Genomic DNA, 24,948 nt, shown 5'->3' with positions numbered 1-24,948 from the left:
TTCCGCTGATTGGATGATAAAAATGGTGGTTTTATGATGCTAATAGAAACAATTTCTCTTGAGGTAAGCGAAAGCAAAAGCAAGGTTTTTCAAGGATTTTGCATGTTTGTTGAAGAAAACAAATTTCGATTAATGGTTGATAATGGGAGATTTGAGAGAAAGGTTACGCGGGTTGATGTGATCGATAGTGAATGTGTTCAAATCTATTTAACAGATGAAACCTGTGTCTTCATTTATGTAGATACTATTGAATATGTTTATATTGATTGGGTTTTTGGACAGGTTTCTAATTTGAGATCGGATGGGATAAAGCAGTGGAATGTGGCTAGTAAAAGATATGAGCTGGAGTATGAGGATGAATTCAAGACTCTATCTTTTTATTTTGATTGACCTGTGAATGGTGCACATCGTTATTTTGTTATTTCAAAATGTTATAATTAACTCTATGAAGGCAATTACGCTTTCGTATCAAATGGTGAAGAATAATGAAATTTAAAAATGAAGCTGATAAATTTACGGCTGTTTTGGTGGAGGTAATGAGAAGAACAAAGGAATTAAATGCGGCCGAGAATGATGATTGTTTCAAGAGAACATTTTCAGAGACGTATGTTCAAGAAAAGGGAGAAATATTAAAAGGGTTAGGGTTGAATGCTAGTTTGATGGGTAATTTTCGCGCGACTGATTGGGCGGTTGATCGTGCCTTGGGTCAGGCTCAAATTCTTGACTTGATTATAAATAAACCCGCGCTAAAGGTTTTAAAGGATCGAGTTGCATCAGGTGTTATTGTAGTTGACAGGACTACGGAGTATTATCCAACTGTAAAATTCGAAAGCAATATATATTTCTCAAAATCTTTGGGAGACTCTATTTTGGAGTTGATTCCAAGTGATGGTCCAAAAGGATTATTAGGAAAAGGTGCAAATGTTTTTGTTAAGCACAATTTTGGAAGACAAGATGTATTTGTTCCAGATTTGATGAGCGGCCTTATAGAGGCTCAAGGAATCGTTGAATCCGTCGAAAAGAATTTTGGTGTAGATGCAAAGCCAACCAAAAAGTCTAGGCTCAAAATGTGATGAACCATGCTGTACAAGGAAACGACCGCCCGCATAGGCGGTTTTTTTTCGGTCAAAAATAAAACCCTATCAAGGGCTTTACAGTGATAAATCAACCCTTTGATTTCGTAGGATCAGTGCTGGGAGGGTACGTGCGTTCTTCCTGAATGGTCCCATCTTCTTTATGGATTTTCAGGGATGCGGTTTTGCCTTCTAAAAACTCGACCGCGAGCTTGATGATTTCTGCCTTGGTATCAGCAGTCTTCGACGCCCGTTCAGCACCTTGCTTCTTGAGAATCCAATGGTCAGCCGACTTTGTGATGTGATAGTTAGGGGAGATGGAAGAAATCCTAGCAACGATTTCTGAAGCCACGGGTGAGATTCCCAAGCTGTGATTTGAAGGAGAAGGTTTATGTGTGGTCGATTCGTGATGTTTAGAAGCCTTGATGAGTATGTGCAGGAGCTTGATCCACAACGCGACCTCTTCACAAGCGCTGACACCACGCCTGTTGAGCGATACAACATCGCCCCTTCAACTGATGTGCCAATCATCCATGCCGAGCCTGACGGCCCGCAGATCTCGCCAGTGCATTGGGGTTGGAAGAGGGAGGTGTCTTGGCCGAAGCCGAAGGTTGTGCAGCCGATAAACGCACGCATAGAGACCATTGCGAAGGGTGTGTTCTACAAGGATCTGTTCCCTGACCACCGGGCCTTGGTAATGGCTGACGGCTGGTACGAATGGGTCAAAGAACCGGGTGATGAGAAGAAGCAGCCGTTCTTCATCAGGTTAAAGAGCCACAAGCCTATGTTCTTCGCTGGACTTGCCCAGGTAGAGCCAGGTAAGTCACCTGATGAGCCACCGGGTTTTTTAATTATCACTGCCGATGCTGATGGGGGCATGGTAGACGTACATGACCGTAGGCCAGTGGTTCTTTCTCCCGAGCTTGCGCGGGAATGGCTTTCCCCTGAACTGACGAAGGATCGGGCCAAGGAAATTGCCCGCGATCTTGGGCAACCTGCAGAAGATTTTGAGTGGTATCCGGTCAGCAAGGACGTGGGAAACGTGAAGAACAAAGGGGCTTATCTCATAAAATCGATAACCTAAATGCTAGAATCAGCACATAACAAATAAAAATATGTATGCAAAACCTAAAATCAGAATACCGCGCACAGGTTCAAAGCTTCATCAAAGCTTTGGATTACGCCAACAACGTCAGTCCTGACGTTGATTACAAAATGTCGAAAATCAAAGAAGAAGCGTTTCTACCGCGCTGGTTAACAGCTTTGGTTGCAGAAGAGGTTCGTGCGCAAGGTGAGAAAGCCCCGAACGTTCTTAATTTTGGTAGCCCTGTTTTCACCAACACGGTGATTCAGAAGGATGGAGAAGACTACTATGGCTTTGACATGTGCAATGTCTATACACAGAAAGACCATGCTCCAATGACCATCAATGCCTTAACCAAGACTGTCGATAACTACGTCAACTTGAGGAATCACAGTGTAAGCCAAGGTGAGCCTATGCTAGATCTCGATAACACCTTCAAGCAGTGGTACGAGAAGGTGAAGGGTATGACGTTCAAAGACCCTGAAGCGCAGTTGGTGAGGAACATCACTGAGAAGGGGATTCCTATCAAGAAGCTGGATGACCTCCAGAAGCTTTCTGGCGATGATTTCACTAAATCGCGTGAGCTAGACATGCCCAATACCTGGATAGCCCTCAATCCATACGTCAAAGGCTTTAAAAACGAATTCATTGTTCCCAACAGGTTTGCTGATTTTGAAAACTCTTTTGCTAAACGTGTGATGGACGTTTTTTCTGCGCCAGCCCCGGTTGAGCAAAATAAGCCTGATAGGCCAAGATTTAAGTTATGAAATTAATTTGCCTTACGGGTAAATTTTGCTAATTCGGTTTGGTATAATTTGACTCATAAACAAACCTACATTTACTATGAGTAAAATTAAATTCAAGTCTGATGACGAATATCTAACGCATTTTGAAGGGTTGATTGATTCTTTAAGGCATATAGCCCGTGATTACGGTTATTGCGCATATGGATTATCTTACAAAGATTATTCAGGAAGAACTGTAATTTCTTTGGACTACTATGATGTAAAGCTAGATTCGGTGGTTGGCTGGGATTTGGTCAAAGACGTAGGAATCGCTGTGAGAAGGTTCAAGGACAAAGAGGTGCAGATGTTTCGCGGAGAAACGGTAATAACTCATAAACAAATAAAACATTTAAAAGAAATTGAATTGCCAGCCTCCTAAATGGTGGTTTGGTTTTATCAAATGGTATAATTGTTTGTATAACAATTTATCCATTTATGACTAAAAGAAAAGCTACAAAAAATAAAGGTGCGTTACCTGAAAGTTCTCAGCCAGTTGCTGAAATGCAAAATGACGATCTAGATTTTTCATTCCTTATTGAAGAAGATCCAATAGGCGCAAAGAATAATAAGGATGACTGCATTGATTCAAATGATGATTTTGCTATAAACGGTCTTGAATATGACTGGTTAGAAAATTCAGTTAAAGAATATACTAAATTGAAAACAGAATTTTTTAGCTCATATTCTGAATCAGTAAGAGAAGAATTGGTAGAGGTAATTGCTAGTATCCGAAGGATCAAAGCTGAAAATTATGGTTATCAATTTGAGGTTAAGAAGGATCGGGTTTTAGGGTACTCTGAATATATATATGCTAAGTCCTTTTATGTTCCTTGTTTTCTTTTGAGGCTGCTTGAAGAATATGGATTTGAAGCAGAAGTTTCAGAGCTGGAAATCAAAGAGCCTGATAAAAATGTCACTTCGGATGTTATTAGGTTTCGTAAAGATCTGATTTTATCAAGAAAGGATGGTTCGTTTGTTTTTTCTTGCTGCTTTAGAAGGTCGCTGAAAAACTTTTTAGATATTTCTATAAGCTATGGGCACCTCGCATGGAGGTTTCCGGCATTCATAGAGGGTCTGTATAATGATAATTCGTGTAACAATAATTTGATAAAGTGCGATGAGGAATCCATTCGTACTCTAGATGTAGCTGAAGTTTCTCTTTTAAGTTATGAGAGGCTAAATAATAAAATATACGAGGATTGTAAAATTAGGTATAAATAACAATCTTATATTAAAAAATAAGCCTCCTTTTAGGAGGTTTTATATTTACTCATGCTCCCGGTCAGTCCGGGAGGGATCGGGCCTAAACGTGCTGGGCTGTCAGCTTCACACCTAGCGCATTCACAAGCTTCAACACTGTGTCATAACGGGGCTTTGCGCCCGGTGCCAATGCTTTGTACAGGCTCTCACGATTGATACCAGCATCCTTGGCAAGCTGGCTCATGCCACGAGCCTTGGCGACTTCCTGCAGAGCGCGAAGGAACACGTCAGGGTTTGGGTCTTCCAAAGAAATGGTCAGGAATTGAGCAATCTCGTCCTCGTTGGTGAGGTACTGGGATGCATCAAATGCTTTGAGTTCTCTCATTTTACGTCTCCTTGCTCGATCTCATCGAGGATGGATTTGGCAAGCTTGATGTCTCGTTTCTGTGATGACTTATTGCCGCCACACAGTAGCAGGTAAACGACCTCGCCACGGCGCGTGTAGTACACACGGTATCCCGGCCCGACGAAGATCCGCATTTCGCTGATGCCTTCGCCCACCGGCTCACAGTCACCAAAATTACCCGCCTCTGCACTCAAGATCCGAGAAACGATCCGTAGACGTGCCTGTACGTCTTTCAGACCTTTCAGCCAGTTATCAAATTCATGGGTAGTGATGATTGTGTTCATGAGGCAAGTGTAGCCGAACGGCGACACTCCAGCAACGAAAGGATGATCACTTTTGATCAGTTCTGGTGGTGCTTCTCTCTGATCATATCTTCCAGCTCGTTCTTCCTGTCATTGAGTGCCTGGAGAGCCTGTACAGCATCACGAGTCACCTTGTCGTGTGTCATGGACAAAACCAATGCAGTTGCTAAACCCATTTCGACGCAGGCGAGTAGCCCGCCTTCATATCCATAATTGCTGACACCATAGAGACCAATATTTTCAATCAAAGTCATGCCCTGGTCATCGTCAGTGAATCTAGTATGAAGAGTCACCGTCTTCGGATTGGGGTGTGCGCCAAAGTCGATGGTGCTTTCGTATAGCGCATACATCCAGGCACCCAGTACAGGGTCATGCTCATCCACGAGTTTTTGAGCGTCTTTCATAGGTTTATTGAAAGCGTTTTTGCAGGCTTTGAAGCCCTCTGGTGAGCTGTTACGACCTAACCATATGTCACACAGGGAATCGTTCTTCGACATCAGCAGTGCGTAACAAGCGGTTTCCAGTGCCGTGCGTAGAATGGGGAAAATCCCTGAAACGTGGCCTGTCAGGCCAATGCGAAACCCGGTCATCAAAAGAAAACGGGCGTTGATGCGCAATAGGTGGATTATCTGATTATCGATCTCGACGTTCGGGCCGCTCACATGCTGATTCAGGAACGAATCGAGGTCGTCCATCATGGTCAGGAACGGGGAACCTGCTTCAAGGATCTCTTCTAGGTTTTCTGTCCCTGCCGTGAGGTAAGCCCGGAAGGAATCATCACCATTGCTTCTGAACACTTCTTCCATGTGAGTCCCTAATGACAGACGAAAAAAAGCCCCGATAGGCCGGGGCTTCATGCTAGCAGTTTGGAACCATCAAGCGATGGTGTAACCATCGAAAGCGGTTTTCTCAGTGATAGCCCTGATGATGTTTGGTCGGGTAGCTGGAACCTCGGAGCCGTCTGTAAGCTTGATAGTGGCCGGGTTGAGCGTTTCCTTTCCGTCTTCATCCTTGACGATCTTAAAGCCCAAGAAGGTGAATGCTGGTTCGTCTTGAGTTAGGTTAGCAGCAGCACGGCCACGGCGAGAGAACAGCTTTTCAGACTTACCATTGTGCGTCACGGTGTGGAATGTCGGCTCGCCGGATGGGTCTTTCTCGCTGGTTTTGCGAGTGCCCTTTGTTTTGCTACCGGCATTCTTCAACGCTACGTGTGTGCCTTTGATGACCTCGAGGGAAATCTGATAGGCCAAGGCTTTGAATTCGTCTTGGAAAGCCAACAGAACGCGTTCAAAAGAAGTACTTTTCTTCAATTCTGCCAAGGACTTGAGGTTAGCTTTTTCTGCATCTTTCAGCTTTTTCAATTCTTCAAAAAGCTTAACCAGCTTTTCGTCATCGCCCGATGATGCTGCTGTGGCAATTTGAGCGTGGATGTCAGTCAAGGCTGATGAAGTCGTGACAGACAGCAGGTGCTTCAAAACCTTTGCGCCCAGCTCTTTCGCAGGAGCTGCGTGAAGATCAGCAGCAATGGCGGTTTCATATTCAGTTTGAGATGCTTTGTCAGTCATTCACTCGTTCCTTGCGTGCGTGTTGGTGTTTTTAATAAGAATTGCCTGAAGATAATTGATGGAAAACCTATTGTCAATTTGTTTGACGTGGATTTACAAAAGAAAATGATATAATTGTTCATATAACTAACAAGTCTAATATGAAGTATACAAAAGAAGAAGAAAAGCAAGCGCTGGCAAAAAGAAATCAATCCTCTGAAATAGATGATGCACAGCAAGTCAAAGATATTGATGCAATGCTTGCCAAGAAAGGTATCGCTAAGAAACTACCTGAACCAGATCCAGTGCCTCAACCAGAACAACAAGAGGTTATGAGTGGTGGTGTAAATGTTAAACGTACCCTGCCTTTGACTAAGCTTTCCAATGAAGAGGAAGAAGAGCAGCTTCCAGTGGATGAATTTATTTCGGCTCTACTGAAAATAGGTAAAAATTACGATAGAAAAGTAATGCAGAAGAAAGACGACATTCATGACGGCGTAGACCTTTACTTCATAAAAGTAGGGCAAGAACGCGCTATTGATGTGAGTGTAAAGCATAGTGGTGATATACGATTCAATGAGGGCGATTTGAATTGCCAAATGAACCAAGACATAGTGAGAGCAGTAGCCCCATTTAAGTTTCATCAGCCAGACACGGTGCTTGAGGTGTGGGTAGATGATTCCAAAAAAACTCCAGAAGCAATTGCTGCGCAAGAGGAATTCATTAAGAACACTATTGGCACGTTGATAGAGTCTGGCGTTAGCCTCGACCGTATTATTTTAAAAAACGAGCAATTCAACTCTATTCTTGATAAGTACAAAACAGACGCACAGGCAGCTAATCCAGAAGAGCCCGCTGTAGCTGGTGTTAATGTCGTGAGTCAAAACAAGCCTGTTGAAAAGCCAGTTGAACCTGCTGCACCAATGGCTGAATCCTCTCAAAAGGTCTCTCAACCAAAAGAAGAAATTCCTGCGGAGCAGAGCGCCGATGTAGTGAAAGATAGAATTGAAGAGATCTTTTTGGGCGAAGGGTTGTTCAGGAGGGGAGATTCTATATTGGATATGATAAATAGAGGGGTAGAATTAGATAAAACAGAAGGGCTAAAGATTAAAATATCACATGATGGCAGTACCTTTAATGTCACAAAGATTGGGGGTGATGCGAGCATTCCAGATCGAAATTTTCAATTTGATACTTCGAAGATGCCTGATGCTGAAGAATACAGAAGGGTCTTCAATTCGCTTGAAGGTCAAGGGCAACTGGCGATCATAAGATCAGGTATGAATCTCGAAAATTTTGTTAAGCAAAAATCTTATCTAAAGAAAAATGGGATTGATTTGTCATTTTCAGATGATTACCAAGACGTGGTTGTTTCGAAAGTAAATGGTAATACAAAAGAGAGGGAGACATTTCCTCTAAGTAGCATCGTGGTTGGGACTTCAAAATTAGGGGCGGGGTTGTTCAACGCACTGAATAATATTTCAAGCGCAGATAATCAGTTTAAAGAAATAAAGCCAAGCAATGCAGCCAAAGCAGCAAGCGCGGATGCTTTGTTTGAGCCAAAACCTGTGGATGTGGAAGAGAGGCAAACAAGTCGAAGAAACAAACCTTCGATGTGAATGAAATAAGAGAACCTTCGGGTTCTTTTTTTTGCGGATAATTTACTGATTGCGAAATGGTATAATTAAAGCATTAACAAACAAATCTAAAATGAAGTTTATAGACAAAATTAAAGATAACCTGAAAGAGGTTTTTGGCGGAAAAAAAGACAGTGGATTTACAGAAAATACAGTAGATGTCATTCAGTCATTTCAAGATTCAGATTCAACGCCCAGTGTCATCAATGATTTGCCAGAGAATCAAGAGCAGTATAGCGATGATATATTGAAGGCTTTCGCAGAAGAATCTAAAACCTTTGGCATGGGAAGCAATAGTCAAACTAAATATGATTATTTGACTGATACAGACGGGGCATTTCGTGACAAGGTTATTGCTAGTATAAATGTTAAGCGAGTACCAGAGTCTGAGCTGGCTAAATGCCCGGAAAATTCAATGGTTGAGGCAAAAGATTATCTAGCTGAGTTGAAGGTAATTCTAGAAAAATACAATATGTCTATAATGGAGTTTTCTAACTCAAAGATTAAGATAGCGGATGAAAGAAATAGAACTCAATTTGACCTCAATAGAACAGGTGGGGTTAGGTTTTATGTAAATATCAATGGTCCCTGGGTTCAAGAGGTTGTTGACTTTGAAGCAAGACATAATTATACGGGAAGTAAAAAAAGCATTGAGCTTTCAACAGATCCAGATTTAGTAAGCAATGAAGAACGTAAAAAATATTTCGTGTCATGTTATAAAACGCTTCATGCTGCGGGTATTGATCATAAGAGAATTGTCATTCTTGATAAAGATTTCAGATACCTTATGGATGAGTTAAAGCCTAAAATCGAGCCCGTCAAGGTTGGTGCGGAATCAACTAACAACGCAAAGCCAGTGAATTCGCAAGCCCCGCCCCTGACTGGCGGTGTTAAAACTATAACTGCACAAGAAGCATTAGAACAACGCACGTTAAGAATGCTGAAGGTTTTCGGTGGTGATTTGGATTTCTTGGATAGCAAAAGACCAGTCCTCGCAAGTGAACATAATTTAGAAATTACGTTCAGCAATGATGGTCAGCATGTCACAGGTTCGACTGTTGATAAAAAGTTTTCTGCAACCTTTCTTACAGCTACGGTAGAAAAAGGGGAGAGGTATATCGAAGAGCTGAAAATGACTGAAGAGCAAAGAATTGAAAAGGCTATTAGAAATGTAGTGTTAGCCAGCAATGGCAATCTCTCTACTTTTGAAGAACAAGCAAAGAAAGCAAGTGTAGATATGTCGATTACAGATGATTCAAAGAATGTCGTTGGTAAAAAGGTAAAAGACGGAAACATGCACGAAGTTTCACTTGATTTGAGTAAAATCGTAGGAGGTAAAAACCTTTCTGAAATGCACAAGCTTGAAAAGAATGAGCAAGACGACCACACAGTGCGTGAGGCAGTCAAAAGGGGGTACAAGCCATGATTTCCGTTAAGGGGCTGTTCTCCTTCTTCGTGGCTAACCAAGCTCAAAAGCCAAGAAGCAAGGAGGCTTCCAAAGCTGCTGATGAGCTGGTGGCGAAGCCTGAATTCCTCAACAGATGTCGAGAACGATTGATCAGCACCATGATTCGTGCGGCCCGGTCTTTGCCGCTTGTGGTGCCCCATTTAGGGGAAGAAATTGTAGCCCCGGCCAATGGCTTGTCTTCTGTACTTATGATGGGCAAGGGCTTCTGCGTCCTTGACGTGCGTACCCAGTCTGCAGAGCTAGCGCTTTCCCTCATACGTGATGTGCATCATGAATTTTCGGTGGGAGCATCGAACGAAGGCCAGATCATTCTCTCCCTGGTAGCTGATGAAGCTGTAACGCCAGAAGGGGGTCTTGTAAGGCTCTTCACTGACGTAATCCACAATGCGTGCCTAGATCTGCCTGATTCGGTCCTGGAAGCTGGGCGTGATTCCGTGGAGGGACAAGTTCAAGCTGTGATTGCGCGTAAGCTGGCTTCTAACCTCGGGCAGTACTTCGCTGACAATCAGCGCATACCGTTAGCTGTAGCTCGTCATGAAGCCTTGAAAGCACCTCACCTGATGTTGGGTGATGATGACTTGAAAAGCTTTTTGGATAAGAAACTACAGAAGAATGCAGATGTTCTATTCGATGAACTTTACACATTTGATACGACAAGCACCTACATAAAAGGCGATTAAAGGTCGCCCTGCAAATCTGTAAATATCTCGGCTAGCACTGATTTGTTCGTTGGAAATTTCAGGCAGATTGTTAAGATTTCCATGGGCTGTCTGTATTCCCATTTGACCTTTGAATAACCCATCTTGAAAATAATCCTGTCTAACTCGAATAGATTTTCTACAAAGTGAGTGTTGATCTTGTCGTTTTCGAAATGGGTGTACTTAAAAATACTATAGTGGTCGTCCATATGTTTCACAAAAGCCTTTACTTCCTCAAAGCATGTCTTCCATTCAGGGGAGCCGGGTTTGATTTTTGTGTAAGTTCTAATCATGCTCGTGACAAACATTAGAGATGCACATGTTTCGATTGGTTGTTTTAGAAAATTGCTTGTGATGATTTGATCAAATGCAGTGCAGTATTTATCAAGAGGCGCGCCTATTTTCTTCTTGATCCCGGAGTAAGATTTATCTTCTGGTGGAGGGTCGGAGTTAAAAAATTGATCTAGGATGTCAACGTTCGGATTGGGAATGTCTTTTTCATCATCACCATTTATTCCCGTATCTAGGTTTGCCATCATTTGATGTATTGCGTCTTCATCATATTCGTCTGTCATAATAGTCTCGCTATATTTGTTGGTATTGAAAGGATTTTCATAAGTATTCGTTGAGGTTTGGTAGCCTTTAGAAAGGCTCTGTATGACTTGGCTTTTTTATTCAGATACGTTTCATTGTATCTAGCGAAAAGGTGCCCATACCTTTTCAGAAATGGTTCATAAGTGATTAGCATGTCTTTATGAAGTGAGGGGTGTTCTGTCATGTAATCTAATGGGTATCTTAGCCACTCTGGCTTGTTCACGTAATGTGTAAAGTACCTTGCATAGTTTTTCTTTAGCAAAAAAACGATGTATTCATTGATACTATTTGGCCTAGCATTTTCGGCCCACTCATCAAATTGGCATAATTGAAAAGCATCAAATGCCAGCCAGTTTTCTTCATTCGTAGTGAAGTTGTTAAGTGATTCTTCGTTTGGAATCTGTGCCCAGTCATGTCTGATTTTAAAACGGTGATCTGTACAACGGCTGTTAGCTCTATAGCCGCTGACATTGAGTGCGTCAGTAGGAAAAGCGTATAGAACCTTTAGAAAGCCTTTGAGGTCTTTTTCATAGAACCACTTCAACCGAAAAGGCAGAGGTTTGTTAGCCAATCGTTGTGAGTAATCGTCAAAGATAAGCGCGTTGATTAAATCGTTGCGGGTCGGGCAATTCGAAAAGAAAAGTAGAAATTCAATTTCTTTGTTGTACTTGTAGAGAATGAAAGGATTACTCAGCTCTGTGTAATTTTTGGCACTATTGATTTCGTCAAGTGTATTAGGCTTTGGATCGAAGTCGAAAGTCTTGCTGTAAAGCAATTCGTTCAAATCATTGATCGGAATCTCTCGACCTTTAGTTAGGCTGGCTTTAAACATAGTGGCATTGTTTGTTTTTTCTTCTCTAATTATACCATTTGAGCGCGCCGAAACTTTACATATGGGATAAAGAAAATCAGGCATTAAGCCTGATGTTTTTTGTTTCTGTAAATGATTAGGTAGGAGAGGGTAATTGGTACTGCGATGTAAGCAATTGAGCCGCAAATAATTTGAGTTAAATTTGTTTTTTGAGAAACAACCTCTAACCAATTTATGAAACTAAAATTGCCCATGGAATGGCTCATGAAAATTGAGCAAGCTATCAATATAGCAAGCGCAAGCATTGCAAATTTTATGAAGCGTTCAATTTTATAGTATTTGGCATAAGCTTGGATTGTAGATGGTTTTGAATTTTGCATAATTGTTAAGTTTGTTTTTATAGATTATACCATTTTTTTAGGAGGATTCTTTTAGGAAGACGTTACTGAAATATGCGAGGTCTTTGAGATTTGATTCGGGGTAGTGTGCAAACACCTGGCAAGTGATCGCATCCACTGCGACCATGCAATGCAATTCTCCTAATGGGTTTTCAATTGCGACGAATAGCTTATGTGTTCTTGTTTCCATATCTTGCATTAACTCTACAAATGCTTCCTCTCCATTTGGGATGTATTTGATTACTGGGTTTTCAAGGTCTTTTGTTATTGAGCGTAAACCTTGAAGAAGATCTGTTTGGCTAATCTTGATGGCCGTTTCTGAAGGGCTCCTGTACGGCATGAATTTCCTATACGCTTTACTGTAGTCTTCGTTAGTAAAAGAATCCCAAGTGTCGTAATTCACCACAACCTTGAAAAAGCGGCAAAGGTGTAGCTTAAAATAATCTTCATTAGCTGTTTCGGATATACCATTATTGCTAATGTCGAATTCAAAGCAGAAGTGGTGTTCGTGTTCGATGCGTATAGCATCTGGTGCTGTAATACTGATGTGTCGTTCTAGTAGCAAGTCTCTTGTGAAATGCACCTGAATCTTTGTAAAGAAGCGTTTTCTTTGGGCCGTGTAAATCATCAGCTCACTAGTATTCGCTTTGTGCAGATCCGCCAGTGCCTGGATAAGATTCTGACTGATTAAAGGCTTTCCGTTTACTGTGAAGTCTTGAAATGTAAGTCTCGTGGCTGGCTTTAATACGTGAAGGTTTGAATTCGGCATGTGCAGGAATTTATTTATTTAATGTATTATACCATTTGAGCTAATCGCATTTGCTATAATGACAAAAACAACTGTGTAAAACATGAATGAATTAAACTTTAACGAACCGGCTGTGCAGATTGATTTACCAGATCTATTCGGTACAGAAAAATCAAAAGAGAACGTCGCGGAAAGAACTGACTCACTGATTCAAGCTTTAAGCTCAATAACAGAGAGTCGTGGCTTGAATGCATCACTCGCAGGGATCAAGCTCCCAGCACCAGCACCAGCACCAGCACCAGCACCAGCACCAGCACCAGCACCAGCACCAGCATCCACCGCTGCGCATTCAGTAGCTTCTGTTGAGGCTTCACAAGGCGTAGAGGATGATGAATGGCCTATCGGTGAGCCTGACGTGATTGTGCCCCTTGGTGTGAGCGAATCGTATGAGCCTCTAGGCATCGTCCAGGTAGAGGAAGAAGTAAGCTTAGACGTAGCTATAGCAATGCCACAGGCTACGCCAGCGGCAGAGAAGGGCGGTTCCCTGGCTGATTACAAGAGGTGGGCTCTTGAATACAAGAAAGAAGAAGAAGCGCTTTTGCGTGATGCTTTTAAAACAGCGCGTATTTTAGTCAGTTACGATTTTGACCCAGCCGCAACAGAATTCGACTATCTTGAGAATGTCCTGAAAATGGCTTTTATAAAGCGGGGAGTCTACAACGAATGTAGACATGAAATCTCAAGGCGTTTGTTTGACCAATTCATTCACGAGTGAAATCCATAAATTAATAAAAGCCCCATGTGGGGCTTTTTTATACTTCAAGTCCGAGTATTTTCATTGTGGCTTGTACTGTGGCAATTGTATGAACCAAATCGACTATTAATGTAGACGCGCAGAGCTGTCCTATAACGCCTATAAAGCTGCGTTGTCCTGAACCTGTAGAGATTTTGTGAAGGGCAAATAAAGCATTCACAAAAAACAGAAAGCCTACCATCTGTAGGCCAGATATTATGTTTTTAAGATTTCCTTCTAAACCACCAGCATTTTGGGAGTCAATCATTGATTTCACTTTGTCAAATGTTGGTCCAGATATTTGACTGCTTGCAACACTCCAACACATGTCTTTATTTTTACCAATCTTCCAATCTTCAAGTGCATCTTCATTTGTTATATAGCAAGCCCCCTTGGATTCTGAATTGAAAGTCTTAACAACCGAATCCACGGTAGAAGTGATGTTGAGCATTAAAACACCAATGATCAAACCGAATATCATCTTGTTCTTAACTGCGTGTTTGCCCTCTGCGCCGACTTCTGTGTAAAGAACCATGTTTTTAAAAGCTATGACTATAAATATTAGACCCCCGAATACACTGATGGTCTTTGTTAGCCAGATTATTATCGAAATTAAATTTTGATATTCGTCCCCGTTGGGATTATCTACGTCTGCGTCATATGCATCGTCGTTGTCATCTGTTCCTACAAAACTGCTTGTGCTATCTGATGCTGTTTGGCCTGTTATCGGCTCTGCATAGCTAATTTGGATTGTTGTAATTGAAATGCAGATGATTGCTAAAAGAATCATTAGCCATCTTTTTATTGTTTTCATTGTATTAGAAGTTTTGTTTCTCAAATTATACCATTTTGAAAATGCTATAATGGATACAAACAAACAAGCCATATATGAATGAAATAACTATTGAGGATGTGAATAAGTTAAATGCTTTTAGTCTTGAGGTCGAAGGTGATCAGCTAAAGAGACTGTCGATCCTGGTAAAAGCCAGAATCAAGGGAGATAAGTTTTTACGCTTCACCAAGAAGATGCAGAAAATCACTAAAATAAAGGTCATGAATTTCAAAGCGCCTATAGTCATTACGTTCAGCGAGTCAGCAGTTTCTGCGCTCCATGACTTAAGTCTTGAGCTTAACGGTAAGGAGGCTGTTAAATGAAAATAGGGGAAAAGAAGCCATTTAACTATTACGATGATGATTTGGAGCCAATTAAACATAAAAAATCAGATGACGAAATTGACGAATGTTTGAGTCTAGAAATGAACATCCATCTTGAGCGGAAAAAACATAAAGATTTTAGAGAGAATTGGAAACCAATAAATACAGACCTTTGAGTCTGTTTTTTTTATTTTTGCTTAATAGTAAATTTGATTAAAGTGAAATGCTATAATTCGCTTAACAACAAACTTTACTAAAAATGAATACATATGAAACGATTGCGTTAGAGCTGGAAGATAAGAAAGATAATGACTACGTTAAGGCTGTGAGGCTTCACAATCAAGAAGCCAAAAGAAGACGATTAGCAGAGGAATTGGCTAGATATGACTTGGTTGTTGAAGCTGACAGATTAGCTAATCTATATTTCCACAATTTTGAAGATGAATTTGCTCAAAGCCTTCCATCTACCAAGGACGCTTACCTTTTTGCAGTAGGTAAACTGTCTACAATGAATTTAACCCCCGATGAAAAGAAAATCATCAGATTGAAAATCATCGGTGGATAAGGCTTAATCTCGTTGCTTTTTAGAAGGCAGTAGCTTTGTTCTACTGCCTTTTTTGTTCTTAGAAAATCATGTCTTTGTATTTTTCCGTCAATGGAATATGGCGTTTAATCTCATTGACCTGTTGGAGCGGTGTTGTGCTTCCGTTTCTGTTTATCAAGTACAGCTTGTTGTCGGAATCCATTCCTAGGTCAAATTCATAAGGTCTATCATCGTCACGATCCATTTTTACGATTTTGATAGCGTTATTATATTTGCTTGGTGTAAACGAACTCACTTGAGTATGCCCCGGTGTACCATCTACAAAGAATTGCACCTTGATAAAGCGCACACCCTTCATATCAGCAGGGTTGCCAGTGTACTGAATATCACCTTCTGCATAACGAGTAATGGTATATGCGTATTCGGTTTTTTGTTGGTCGAACTTTATGTATTTAGATTTGCCGACTTGATCGATTACTCGGTTGCCAAAGCCCTGAATGTCAGCGCTGACTTGGTTTTCATTGTAGTTTTCGTTTTTAGAAAAGCTTGGAGCAGTTTCAGCATGTGCGAATGATGCTGTACAAAAAACCAAAGCTGAAATCAGAGTGGCGAACTTCATTTTACGATTCCTTTGATCATCATAGTTATTGAAACGACTGCAATAATGATGAGTGTCCACATGAACACTCTGTCCCTTTGTTCTTGCGTAAATTTGTTTACGAATTTGGTGAGAGCGTACAGACCCCAAATCATGGGGAGAAGAAGGACGTACCCCAAGCCACGCTCAAAGCCCTGCGCACCCGCAAACACAATGACGCAGACGAAAAGGTAGATTACTTGGACAAGGTTGCCTTTAAGGCTTACTTCCTTTTGATAGGTCTCACGCATTTCTCGGCCATGGGCTTTGTCCTTCTCGTTGGCCTGAAAATGGGTTTCGTGCTTCTGTCCATCGTGCGACCTGTAAAAACCATCATCATCCTTATCAGCCATTTCCCTAACCCTCGACCTGTCAGCCCCTGACAGACGGCATGGTGGCCGTCTGATACCTGAAGCGGATTCTACGCCAGCCATCGTATTCTTAGCAAAAAATCCGATGGCACAGAGCGTTTGTAGATAGGGATTTTTACTGTGAAGTGCTTGTTTGAAATGCGAACAGGCTGAAAGAACTGTGGTCCTTGCTAAAGCGATAAAGAAATTTCGGGTTGCGAAGGGAATCACACAAGCTGAACTAGGGCACCTCTCGGGTTTTGACCCTAAAACCATCAGCCGTTATGAGACTGGTGAGTACGTCCCAACGGTCGAGGCTGTCTACAAATTTGCTGAAATTCTAGGCGTGCCGGTCAAAGAGTTTTTTGCGGATCTGGATGGGGAGATTGAGCAGAGGGCGTTTCTCTTTGAAGTTATCCACAACGCTGATGCTGATGAGCTGAAAAGACTTGTTGAGCTGGTAGGGAAGGCACGTAAAGCCCCGAAGCCCTAGAGTGTTCCTGGGCGGGTTTTTGTACGGCGAGGCTTTCGTCTACCTCGTCCTCAACACCTGGAAGGAGCGAGCTTTCCAGCAGATCGATTGCTGCTTGCTCATCTCCAGTGGCTTCCATGCTGTCAGCTATGGCGAACAAGTTTTAGCGTTGCCGCAAGCAGAGATGTGCTTTTCATCAATCCCCTGCTTGGGGAGAGGCCCATTGATTACTCAAGAGAATCGGCCAACCCCATTCTATCGAATCCCAAAAGCAGATATGCCGATTAACATGTCTTGATTTTTAAAGTTTATTCATACATAAGATAATGAAAAGAGCTATTTCATGGAAGGCACCTATGTATCATATTGGTTTCGATAAAAAATTTACCCTTCTTTCGCAGGAAGCTCATCTTGCCAAAAATACTCTTCTTTCTGGTTTTGACTTGTTGCTCAAGGCAAATTTTTTAAAAGATACAGAGGGCTATTTTTATTCGGCATTCTTCCATCTATCCATAGGTATGGAAAGGCTTTTGAAGCTTGCTGTCGTTACAAATTATATGCTTGAAAATGATTACAAGACACCAACAATTAAACAGCTAAAAAATCAGTTTGGGCATAATGTTAGTGAGCTTTATCGAGAGTGCAGTAAGCTTTTTCCAATTTATCTAACTTCTTTTGAGTCCTATACGAACCTGTTAGATCAAGACGCCGAGCTTCTCGATTTTTTTGCCGAGTATGGTATCGGCTCCCGCTACTTTAATTTAAATGAAGTCTGCGAAATGAAAATGGATAGAAGCCCACTGATGAAGTGGCTAGATATAGCGCGTGATTTATATGAGGATCATACGAGTTGGCACGTCAGAGAAAGAGCTGCGAGTAATTTGATGTATAAGATGGACAAGAGTGGTCCATCCAATGGATATACATACAATCTTGATGAAGAAGGTCATCCAATGACTGTCTTCGATTGTTTGTATCGCCAGATGGTTGTGACCAAAAGTGCACCAATTGCGATCTGGCGAATCGTTGAATTGCTTCGGCCTATTCACTATTTGCTAGAAGCAATGGCGCATGAAGCTCGATCTTATGAGGAACGTACTAACCATGGTGGGATGGTAATTCCCCATTATGAGGACTTTTTCTATTTTCTTTTAGCGGATAGACAGTCAATTAAAAAAAGGAAACGATGGTTGCAGTCTTTTAACGGTTAATTCAGAGCGCTTTGCAGTCAAGTCGCTCCACGGTATCAACGCGGCAATGCCGTTGACGGACAGCCCGACACTTGAGGATAGATAAGGCAAACCAGCGTTGATTTATGCTTCGGCTCAAAGCCTTGATCAATCATGCAGCGTTGCGCTTTGGCTGTGTCTCCGATACTTGCAACGTCCAGATTTGACCCTAGCGGTTTGGCATAGCCGCATGCGTACATCACTGGCAGGGCTTCACTATCATTGGCTATCTGGACTGAGAAATGCGGTGATGCTCCCGCCTTACGCCAGGTGACTTGCATGCGTTCATCCCTGCCAGAATTCGGCTTGATAGGGTGAAATGCTTCGTCCTCCACAAATGGCAAAGCCTCGAGCTGGGACAGGCTTAGAGGATGTCCCTGCCTTTCCTCGACGCAGGCGGGCATGTCTTTCATTACTTCACAGTATTCAAAACCGTCTTTGCGAATGAAGCCATTACGCTTCATACATTGGAATTGCAGCACCTGTTCGTTGATTGGCAAATCCGTTATCGAAGTGCCTACCGGGTCGCCACATTCTGTCATTGCGGCTTTGACACCCTCAACAGAGGTAGAAGTGCGTTTCCACTGCGTAAATTCAGGTGATGGCGGGCAGCCGGTCAGTAAAAGCGCCGTCGCGATTAGGGCTGGAAAGGTAATGATGTGAGCTTTTCGGAACATGATAATCCTTTAGGTACGTCAGGCTCCCCAACTGCTTCGATCCTTGGGAGCCTCCATTGACGATGATCATGACAGAAACCGAAAGAGCCTGGCAGTGCTGGAAAGGGTGAAGAGTCCATCATGCCTTCCTCGGTTTACTAGACGGTTGTATAGGGGTTCTAGGCTTATCAGATACTAAAGAATCTGGCTGATCCGGCTTTTCCTGCCTTGTGACCGTTGGAGCTGAATGCACAGCCAGGGATGGTTCTAACCTTGCGGAGCAAGTGCCAGCCCATAGGTGTGGTTGTACTTTACGGATGGTCCGTTAGGAGAATCTCGGGCACTCACGAGCCATCTACCTCTGCCTTTATGCCCTCACCTCAAGCAGTCCCTGAAGGGCATCCATTTGGCTGATAGTAGGCTTTCGCCATTACGGGTAAGCTCACAGCTATCATGGCTGCAACCTGAACCTAGGAGGCAGTACCCGGTTGGCGCGCATAAGGATGAAGGTTGATGGTTCAGGTAGGAGCAAGATGGTGGAAACTCGACTTTCATACGCATACGCCTGCCTCGATGGACTATGGGCGCCATGAGCCTCATCTTCGCGACACTGTGACGCCTAGGGAGTGGTTATCATCGTTTGTAGAAAAGGGCATTGAGTGCGTAGCGGTTACCGATCACAACACGGCTTTTTGGGTTGACCGTCTTCAAGTAGAAGCCGCAGCAATGAGGGAAGAGGGAAAGATTATTCATGTCTTTCCTGGTGTGGAAATTACAGCCAACGGTAATATCCACATTCTTGCTATTTTCGACCCTTCAAAATCATCTGAAATTGTGATGGCTGCTGTTGGAGCTGCGAAATTCAGAGGCGAGTACGGCAATAGTGATGCAGTGGCTGGTGAAAGCGCTGAAAATATAGTCGATGAAATCACCAAATTAGGTGGTATTGCAATTCCAGCTCATATCGATATGAAGGCTGGAATGTGTCAAATTCAGTCAAGCCATACCATCAAGCAGATCTGCCATAAGTCTTCTGCTGTAGAAGTCATTTTTCCAGAAGGCGGGCGTGGTCCAGAACATGATGAATGTTTAAGGCGGTACAAAGCCCTGGAGTTGGGTTTGGCCGAGGTCATAGGATCTGACGCGCACCGTCCAGATGAGGTGGGTAGAGCCTATACCTGGGTCAAGATGTCTAGCCCTACTATTGATGGTGTAAGGTTGGCGTTGGTTGATGGTGCTTCCTCAATCAAACGATCAAACACGGTTACAGGCAATCCAAATGCAGTTTCAAGTAATGTGATTCATTCTATATCTATTGATAAAGCAAAATATTGTGGTAGAGGTAAACCATTAGAAATTGTCTTTAACCCTTGGCTCAATTCTATCATCGGCGGGCGTGGTAGCGGAAAGTCATCTATCCTAGAATTCATCAGACTTGCATTAGGTCGGGATAAAGATTTACTAGATATACCTGGCCGTAATGAGGTTAAAGAAACCTATACACGCTTTGCACAAAAGTCAGCAGATCGTGATGCCGATGGTGTTCTGCTCGATGAAACCTGTATCAGTTGTGTTATTCAGAAAGAGGGTGCTTATTACCTTCTGAAATGGGTTTCCAACGTTCCTAACGTGGCTATATTCAAGTGGGATGGTCAGGAGTGGAAAGCAGAACATGGTGATGCGCGAAGCAGGTTTCCGGTAAAAATATTTAGCCAAAAGCAAATATATGATATAGCAAGAAATCCGAGTGCTTTGATAAGAATCATTGACGAAACTGACGTTGTTGATTTGTTCGGTTGGAAAATGGCTTGGACAGAGAAAGAAAATAAATTCTTATCTCTCTGCGGACAGAGAAGGGTTCTCCAAGGTCAGATGGCTAACAAGAATGTTCTTGAAGGTCAGCTATCAGATGTAATTCAGAAGATTGATGTTATCGAGTCATCAGGACATGCCCAGGTACTGTCCGATTTTAATGATGCAATGAAAAAACATACAGCCATTGTAGATTTCAAAGAGTCATATTCAAATTTGGGAGAAAAGCTGTCAGAGCAAATGCGTACTGCTGATCAGCTTAAATTCAATAGTACAGTTTTTGCGGCTACGAACGAAATTGATGTTGAGGTGCTTCAACGTGTTGGTGCAATGAATCAGGCTTATTTGGAAATTAAAAGCCAGATCAATGCCCTTATTGCTGGCTTGAATAGTAGTCTTGATGAATTCAGTCAATGGCAGGCTACAAGTGCTTTTGGTAAGCAGCAAGATTCATCGTTTAGCCAATATGCATCTCTTGTCGCAACCCTCACTCAGAATGGGGTGGATAATCCCGATCAGTATCAACAGCTCGTTGAAACCAAAAATGGTATTGAAAAGAAGCTTGCGGAGATAGAAGCTTTTGAGTCACAAGAGCGCCAAACAACAATTGAAATCAATCTGATTTACGCAGATCTGATTGAGTTGAGAAAATCACTTACCAATAAGCGCAGAGATTTCGTTCGTCAGCATTTATCGAATAATTCCTCTATCAGTTTGTCTATAGAGCCTTTGTGTAATATTGATGATATGGAAGAATCTTTCCGGGCAGTCATTGGTCGGCCTGATGGTGCATTTGCTAGTGACATACTTGATAGGGAAAAACAGATAGGTTTCTTGTATTCTCTGTGGGCAGCACTCATTGCCGAACATAAAAAGAACCCAGCAGTGCCACACGACCTTACTCAGAATTTTACCTGTGTACATGATTTTAAAAGCCAATTATTTATGTACGCAACGGGGCAAATCAACGGCGTACCCATTGGTAAACGATTCTCTGATTTCATGAGCCAATTGCAACCGCAAAATTTTGACAGGCTAAATCTGTGGTTTCCAGATGATCGACTCGTTGTTAAATTTAACGATGGCAAAAGGCTGAAAGATATTTCTCAAGGATCTGCTGGTCAGAAAGCGGCTACGGTACTCTCCTTCCTATTGTCCTATGGGAATGAGCCTCTGATTTTGGATCAACCTGAAGACGACCTTGATAACGGCTTAATTTCCTCGTTGATTGTCTCTAAGCTGCAGGAAAATAAGTCGAGAAGGCAAGTGATAGTAGTCACTCATAATCCCAATATTGTCGTCAACGGTGACTCTGAATTCGTTGTAGCTCTCCAAGACAAAGGAAGTATTGAGGTGGCTGCATCCGGCGGCCTTCAAGAGCCAGACGTAAGGCGTGAGGTATGCGAGATCATGGAGGGCGGTAAGCAAGCCCTAGAGCAGCGATACCGCAGGATGATCGCTGTCTGACTTGGGCCTTACGGCCATTGTCATTGTGGTGGGGATTACATCTTGCCGGGCTGTACCGGATGGCGTCTAGGATCTGTTGGCTTACCCGTGGCTGCAGATCCTGGCTGAACTGGCTTGTCCTGCTCTGATGCTGCTGGAGGCGTGACTATCCCTGGCTTCTGATCTTGCGCAGCAAGTGCCGGCGCCTTCGCAGGTGGTTTTGCCGGTAGGGCGTCTTCTAGTGTTATCCCAGCTCGTATAAGGATGCTGTCCAGCTCGTTGGCTGAAAGCTGCTCATCCTTGCGCAGATCGTCAATGACACGCTTCTTCACTGCCTTCGGCAGATCGTTCAGATGTTGGACGTAGGTGAAGTCATGGGCAGGTATTCCCTTATGGATACCGTATAGGAAGCCATAGAGCTTGGGCCTTGCATCAACCTCGCGATCCATTCTGTTGTTGGTCTGCACAAAGACTTTCTTGCCGGTTGGGTTTGTTGTTCTCATGGCTACCGCGTCTTTGATTCTCTGACGGTTAGCTATCACGAGCTTCTTGTACTCTTTGTCCATCATTGCATCTGCTTCTCTGACAAGCTCTGGAGAAGGCGTGTAGTCCAGAAGCGTTGTCCCGCAGATACGTGATGCAAGGTAGAGATTCGCTTGCGTCCTCGGGTTCGGCTCCCCTGTGCAGCGGATCTTGGTGTGGCCTTTGGCAACGTGGATACTCATAGTGATGAGAGCTGAATTCAGGTCAGTCTGGTAAGTCTCGACGGCATTCCCGACGATTGTGCATACGTCTCTCTGGTTAAATTTCGACACGACCGTGTTGCCCACAATCATCTGTTTAGTGATCGATGGGCCAAACCTACTGTTCTCGTTGAACCTAGTGATGAATTCCTGGAGGGTTTCAGCGTTGTCGATGAACCTGAATTTTATTTTTTTCTTCCTTCCCTCTGCGATGGTGATAGATCCGTTGGCCGTGGCTTCTGTGACCTGCTTTTGAATGTTCTGCTTTTTGATCATCTGGTAGAGGCTGTTGATTGATTCGACCTCATCCATGTCGATTTTCAGCTTGTTATCAATGATGACGCCGGATTTTTTGGCAGAGATTTTGAAGTCGAATTCGTCCAGGTAGATCGACCAACCGCTAACCTTACGTTCGCCGCTTTTGTCTTTGCTGATGTTTGGGACCAGTCGTGCGCCCAGCTCCTGGTACAGTTTTTTGTTCAGCTCATCAAACCCATGGCTATGGTCAGCAGCGTTGATTATCGCCACTGCTTTGGAAACGATTAATGACACATCCGTTTTCGTTTGATTAGCCTTGTATTTGTAAGCTGCATGCAGCTCAAGCACACCCTTCGTTTGATGGGGGAGGGTGTCTATAGAAAGGAAGTCATCGCTATAATCCTTGTGTTTGATCTTGATGTGCTGTTTTCCATTAAGGTAATCATCCACAACCTCAAAACCACTGTCCTGAAGGGCTTGTGTGAATTGCGGGTAAGAAAAATTCTGACCACTGAATTTAGAAGTGATTGACTCAATTCGATTAACCAGCTCAACGTGCTTACCGGAAACCTCCCCGGTGTTTGGGTTGGTCAACACGTCAATCGTTTTGGCTCTGTCCTCATGTTCCATCTGTAAAAGGAATGGATACTTCTCTTCGAGGCGGAATTTTACGTCTCTCATTTTTTTGATTATGCCGCTGTGCTTTTTACCACGGAAAAAGCTAGGTCTATACCCATCCAGTCTACGAGTAGACATTAGGACGTGTGCGTGTGGATTCCCATCTTTCAAGTGAGGAACAATAATGTATTTGAATTCAATCTTCGTTTTTGAATTAGATAGCTCAAGCAAAGTTTCCTTCGCAGAATTGATAAGGAATTTTGCTTTTTCTTCGTCAGTTTTTAATGTGGCTAGCTCGTTATCTGTACAAGAAACGATGAACGAAAAAGCATCCGGTGCTTTGGAGGAAGACTTTTTACCTTGGTTAGAATGTTCCATGAATTCATGTGCGCAAGTAGTTGCGAATTTCAACGTGTAATTATTTTCATCGAAGGCGTTTTTAAAGAGGCCAAGCTTCTTCATTTTGTGCGGTGAATCTAACTGTAAATCAAGATTCGTTTCCGTATATTGGACTCCAACATGAGTGTCTATTCCGTAATCGTTTATCTTTGGAAGGTAAAGGTATGCAACTGCTCCTTTGATCCTGACCTTACCCCTGATTTCAGGATCAGATGATTCAACGTATTGAATCTTCGCGTTAGACGTAATGCTGGCAAATTTTTGTTTTAATGGTGCTGCAATTATCATTTTTATTCTCGTATTCTTATCGTTTTATTATTCCTATATTTAATGTGTAAAAGCTCCAACGCTTTTGATGCTTCAAGCATTGTGCGAACCAAAAGTTCTTTGTATTCCTTTCCGATTTTCACAAGCTCGTTCACGTCTCTGACACGTCGATTCAGAAGGTCGTAAATGCGCTTTCTTTCAACGAAGAACGGATGCTTGGAGCTGACCCCAATCTTGTATATCTTGGCTTCTTCGATTGCCCTCACGATCTGCGTAAACGGATCATCGTCCTTCTTGAAAAACCAGTATGGCTCGTCCTCTAGCAAGGCCGATAAGCGCGTTTCGCTTTCCGTATAAAGCTGGGCGCTGCGTAAGAATTTGCGCCTGGCCACGGCCTCCGTACCAGTGGTTTGTTCCACGTATTCGACGTGGACATACGTGAATTTTTCACTGAGCTGGTTCGCCTTGACGTGATGCTTCAGAAGCATCGTAAGCACGTTGGGGAGCTTGACCGTCCTGCCTTGTTTAGAGGTGTACTGCTTGCCTTCACATAGGTTGAAAAGCTGCTGGATGTTGCTCTGATTTCTGTTGAACGTGTCCTTCAGTCCGGCAAGGCTTTTCTGATCTTTCAGAGGAATGTAGATGTCTTTATCCCTATGAAGATTGGTAAGGAAAAGGCTCACGCCTTTACGATACTTGGCGACAACCTCAATCTCGTTCACCACCTCTGGAAGGCGTGTGTAACCACACGCAAAGACTAGGTTATGTAGGTCTGACTTGAAGCGTTCTGAACACCTAAATCTAAGATACGTTTTCATATA

At 42.8% G+C, this 24,948-nt stretch carries 30 protein-coding genes; 16 read left to right on the top strand and 14 right to left on the bottom strand.

The features are described 5' to 3' along the window. Window positions 1-9: 9 nt before the first annotated feature. Both J5M57_RS04405 and J5M57_RS04400 read left to right on the top strand, forming a co-directional pair. Window positions 10-390, top strand: coding sequence for a hypothetical protein (locus tag J5M57_RS04405; RefSeq protein ID WP_207847668.1), 381 nt, complete (start codon window positions 10-12; stop codon window positions 388-390). 95 nt (window positions 391-485) lie between these two features. Beyond that, window positions 486-1,073: a hypothetical protein gene (locus J5M57_RS04400; RefSeq protein WP_207847667.1), complete on the top strand. Its 588-nt coding sequence runs from the start codon at window positions 486-488 to the stop codon at window positions 1,071-1,073. Window positions 1,074-1,164: 91 nt separating this feature from the next. On the opposite strand, the gene J5M57_RS04395 is transcribed toward J5M57_RS04400, so the two are convergent. Beyond that, the gene (locus J5M57_RS04395; RefSeq protein WP_347709552.1) at window positions 1,165-1,425 is read right to left on the bottom strand and encodes a DUF2188 domain-containing protein; all 261 of its coding nucleotides are present in this window, start codon (window positions 1,423-1,425) and stop codon (window positions 1,165-1,167) included. A gap of 39 nt (window positions 1,426-1,464) precedes the next feature. On the opposite strand from J5M57_RS04395, the gene J5M57_RS04390 reads away from it, so the two are divergent. From J5M57_RS04390 to J5M57_RS04375, 4 genes are all read left to right on the top strand, one after another. Further along, a complete protein-coding gene (locus J5M57_RS04390; RefSeq protein ID WP_207847666.1) occupies window positions 1,465-2,157 on the top strand; it encodes an SOS response-associated peptidase family protein in 693 nt (230 codons plus the stop codon). Between the two features lie 35 nt (window positions 2,158-2,192). Next, the gene (locus tag J5M57_RS04385; protein WP_207847665.1) at window positions 2,193-2,924 is read left to right on the top strand and encodes a hypothetical protein; all 732 of its coding nucleotides are present in this window, start codon (window positions 2,193-2,195) and stop codon (window positions 2,922-2,924) included. Between the two features lie 76 nt (window positions 2,925-3,000). Further along, entirely contained in the window at window positions 3,001-3,321 is a 321-nt protein-coding gene (locus tag J5M57_RS04380) for a hypothetical protein (RefSeq protein ID WP_207847664.1), read from the top strand. Window positions 3,322-3,377: 56 nt separating this feature from the next. Next, window positions 3,378-4,163, top strand: a complete 786-nt coding sequence (locus tag J5M57_RS04375) for a hypothetical protein (protein WP_207847661.1) — start codon at window positions 3,378-3,380, stop codon at window positions 4,161-4,163. Between the two features lie 82 nt (window positions 4,164-4,245). Here the strand turns inward: J5M57_RS04375 and J5M57_RS04370 are convergent, their stop codons facing one another. The 4 genes from J5M57_RS04370 to J5M57_RS04355 form a co-directional block, all read right to left on the bottom strand. After that, window positions 4,246-4,527 (bottom strand): addiction module antidote protein, encoded by a 282-nt coding sequence (locus J5M57_RS04370; protein ID WP_056788879.1) that lies wholly within the window; start codon window positions 4,525-4,527, stop codon window positions 4,246-4,248. Further along, complete coding sequence (locus tag J5M57_RS04365; RefSeq protein ID WP_056788882.1) at window positions 4,524-4,832, bottom strand: type II toxin-antitoxin system RelE/ParE family toxin; 309 nt, start codon at window positions 4,830-4,832, stop codon at window positions 4,524-4,526. Before J5M57_RS04365 ends, J5M57_RS04370 begins: the two co-directional genes overlap by 4 nt. 56 nt (window positions 4,833-4,888) lie before the next feature. Further along, entirely contained in the window at window positions 4,889-5,656 is a 768-nt protein-coding gene (locus J5M57_RS04360) for a hypothetical protein (protein ID WP_207847660.1), read from the bottom strand. 69 nt (window positions 5,657-5,725) lie between these two features. Then, a complete protein-coding gene (locus tag J5M57_RS04355; protein ID WP_243435061.1) occupies window positions 5,726-6,415 on the bottom strand; it encodes a hypothetical protein in 690 nt (229 codons plus the stop codon). A 140-nt stretch (window positions 6,416-6,555) separates the two neighbouring features. On the opposite strand from J5M57_RS04355, the gene J5M57_RS04350 reads away from it, so the two are divergent. The 3 genes from J5M57_RS04350 to J5M57_RS04340 all read left to right on the top strand — a co-directional run bounded on the left by J5M57_RS04350 (window position 6,556) and on the right by J5M57_RS04340 (window position 10,179). Continuing rightward, the gene (locus tag J5M57_RS04350; protein WP_207847658.1) at window positions 6,556-8,013 is read left to right on the top strand and encodes a hypothetical protein; all 1,458 of its coding nucleotides are present in this window, start codon (window positions 6,556-6,558) and stop codon (window positions 8,011-8,013) included. 91 nt (window positions 8,014-8,104) lie between these two features. Then, entirely contained in the window at window positions 8,105-9,457 is a 1,353-nt protein-coding gene (locus J5M57_RS04345; RefSeq protein WP_207847655.1) for a hypothetical protein, read from the top strand. After that, window positions 9,454-10,179: a hypothetical protein gene (locus J5M57_RS04340; RefSeq protein ID WP_207847654.1), complete on the top strand. Its 726-nt coding sequence runs from the start codon at window positions 9,454-9,456 to the stop codon at window positions 10,177-10,179. Before J5M57_RS04345 ends, J5M57_RS04340 begins: the two co-directional genes overlap by 4 nt. On the opposite strand, the gene J5M57_RS04335 is transcribed toward J5M57_RS04340, so the two are convergent. From J5M57_RS04335 to J5M57_RS04325, 3 genes are all read right to left on the bottom strand, one after another. After that, window positions 10,176-10,772 carry a hypothetical protein gene (locus tag J5M57_RS04335; RefSeq protein ID WP_207847653.1) on the bottom strand — a complete coding sequence of 199 codons (597 nt, stop codon included), beginning with the start codon at window positions 10,770-10,772 and terminating at the stop codon, window positions 10,176-10,178. The genes J5M57_RS04340 and J5M57_RS04335 overlap by 4 nt on opposite strands. Further along, entirely contained in the window at window positions 10,769-11,707 is a 939-nt protein-coding gene (locus J5M57_RS04330; RefSeq protein ID WP_207847652.1) for a hypothetical protein, read from the bottom strand. The genes J5M57_RS04335 and J5M57_RS04330 overlap by 4 nt, the downstream gene beginning before the upstream one ends. A 312-nt stretch (window positions 11,708-12,019) precedes the next feature. Continuing rightward, a complete protein-coding gene (locus J5M57_RS04325; RefSeq protein ID WP_207847651.1) occupies window positions 12,020-12,769 on the bottom strand; it encodes a hypothetical protein in 750 nt (249 codons plus the stop codon). Between the two features lie 82 nt (window positions 12,770-12,851). Between J5M57_RS04325 and J5M57_RS04320 the strand changes: the two genes are divergently transcribed. Further along, complete coding sequence (locus tag J5M57_RS04320; RefSeq protein ID WP_207847649.1) at window positions 12,852-13,523, top strand: hypothetical protein; 672 nt, start codon at window positions 12,852-12,854, stop codon at window positions 13,521-13,523. Window positions 13,524-13,560: 37 nt separating this feature from the next. Here J5M57_RS04320 and J5M57_RS04315 read toward each other — a convergent pair whose 3' ends face one another. Further along, complete coding sequence (locus J5M57_RS04315; RefSeq protein ID WP_207847644.1) at window positions 13,561-14,331, bottom strand: hypothetical protein; 771 nt, start codon at window positions 14,329-14,331, stop codon at window positions 13,561-13,563. A gap of 98 nt (window positions 14,332-14,429) precedes the next feature. Between J5M57_RS04315 and J5M57_RS04310 the strand changes: the two genes are divergently transcribed. From J5M57_RS04310 to J5M57_RS04300, 3 genes are all read left to right on the top strand, one after another. Beyond that, on the top strand, window positions 14,430-14,696 hold the full coding sequence (locus tag J5M57_RS04310) for a hypothetical protein (protein WP_207847641.1): 267 nt from the start codon (window positions 14,430-14,432) through the stop codon (window positions 14,694-14,696). Then, window positions 14,693-14,872, top strand: a complete 180-nt coding sequence (locus J5M57_RS04305) for a hypothetical protein (protein ID WP_207847639.1) — start codon at window positions 14,693-14,695, stop codon at window positions 14,870-14,872. The genes J5M57_RS04310 and J5M57_RS04305 overlap by 4 nt, the downstream gene beginning before the upstream one ends. A gap of 83 nt (window positions 14,873-14,955) precedes the next feature. Then, window positions 14,956-15,261, top strand: coding sequence for a hypothetical protein (locus J5M57_RS04300; RefSeq protein WP_207847638.1), 306 nt, complete (start codon window positions 14,956-14,958; stop codon window positions 15,259-15,261). Window positions 15,262-15,319: 58 nt separating this feature from the next. Here J5M57_RS04300 and J5M57_RS04295 read toward each other — a convergent pair whose 3' ends face one another. Further along, window positions 15,320-15,859 (bottom strand): hypothetical protein, encoded by a 540-nt coding sequence (locus J5M57_RS04295; protein ID WP_207847636.1) that lies wholly within the window; start codon window positions 15,857-15,859, stop codon window positions 15,320-15,322. After that, a complete protein-coding gene (locus J5M57_RS04290) occupies window positions 15,856-16,230 on the bottom strand; it encodes a hypothetical protein (RefSeq protein ID WP_207847634.1) in 375 nt (124 codons plus the stop codon). The genes J5M57_RS04295 and J5M57_RS04290 overlap by 4 nt, the downstream gene beginning before the upstream one ends. 151 nt (window positions 16,231-16,381) lie before the next feature. On the opposite strand from J5M57_RS04290, the gene J5M57_RS04285 reads away from it, so the two are divergent. Both J5M57_RS04285 and J5M57_RS04280 read left to right on the top strand, forming a co-directional pair. Beyond that, complete coding sequence (locus J5M57_RS04285) at window positions 16,382-16,720, top strand: helix-turn-helix transcriptional regulator (protein WP_243435060.1); 339 nt, start codon at window positions 16,382-16,384, stop codon at window positions 16,718-16,720. Between the two features lie 335 nt (window positions 16,721-17,055). Further along, window positions 17,056-17,910 carry a hypothetical protein gene (locus tag J5M57_RS04280; protein WP_207847631.1) on the top strand — a complete coding sequence of 285 codons (855 nt, stop codon included), beginning with the start codon at window positions 17,056-17,058 and terminating at the stop codon, window positions 17,908-17,910. Window positions 17,911-17,945: 35 nt separating this feature from the next. On the opposite strand, the gene J5M57_RS04275 is transcribed toward J5M57_RS04280, so the two are convergent. After that, on the bottom strand, window positions 17,946-18,605 hold the full coding sequence (locus J5M57_RS04275; protein ID WP_207847630.1) for a hypothetical protein: 660 nt from the start codon (window positions 18,603-18,605) through the stop codon (window positions 17,946-17,948). A gap of 492 nt (window positions 18,606-19,097) precedes the next feature. On the opposite strand from J5M57_RS04275, the gene J5M57_RS04270 reads away from it, so the two are divergent. Beyond that, window positions 19,098-21,863 carry a TrlF family AAA-like ATPase gene (locus tag J5M57_RS04270; RefSeq protein ID WP_207847628.1) on the top strand — a complete coding sequence of 922 codons (2,766 nt, stop codon included), beginning with the start codon at window positions 19,098-19,100 and terminating at the stop codon, window positions 21,861-21,863. Between the two features lie 35 nt (window positions 21,864-21,898). Here the strand turns inward: J5M57_RS04270 and J5M57_RS04265 are convergent, their stop codons facing one another. Beyond that, entirely contained in the window at window positions 21,899-24,148 is a 2,250-nt protein-coding gene (locus J5M57_RS04265) for a hypothetical protein (protein WP_207847626.1), read from the bottom strand. A 2-nt stretch (window positions 24,149-24,150) separates the two neighbouring features. Continuing rightward, window positions 24,151-24,945, bottom strand: coding sequence for a hypothetical protein (locus tag J5M57_RS04260; protein ID WP_207847622.1), 795 nt, complete (start codon window positions 24,943-24,945; stop codon window positions 24,151-24,153). Window positions 24,946-24,948: the final 3 nt, after the last annotated feature.

The organism is Pseudomonas sp. 86_A, from assembly GCF_017491705.1.
Lineage (GTDB): Bacteria > Pseudomonadota > Gammaproteobacteria > Pseudomonadales > Pseudomonadaceae > Aquipseudomonas > Aquipseudomonas koreensis.
Note: the sequence above shows the minus strand (reverse complement) of the source record. Positions and strands in the feature narration are given on the sequence as shown.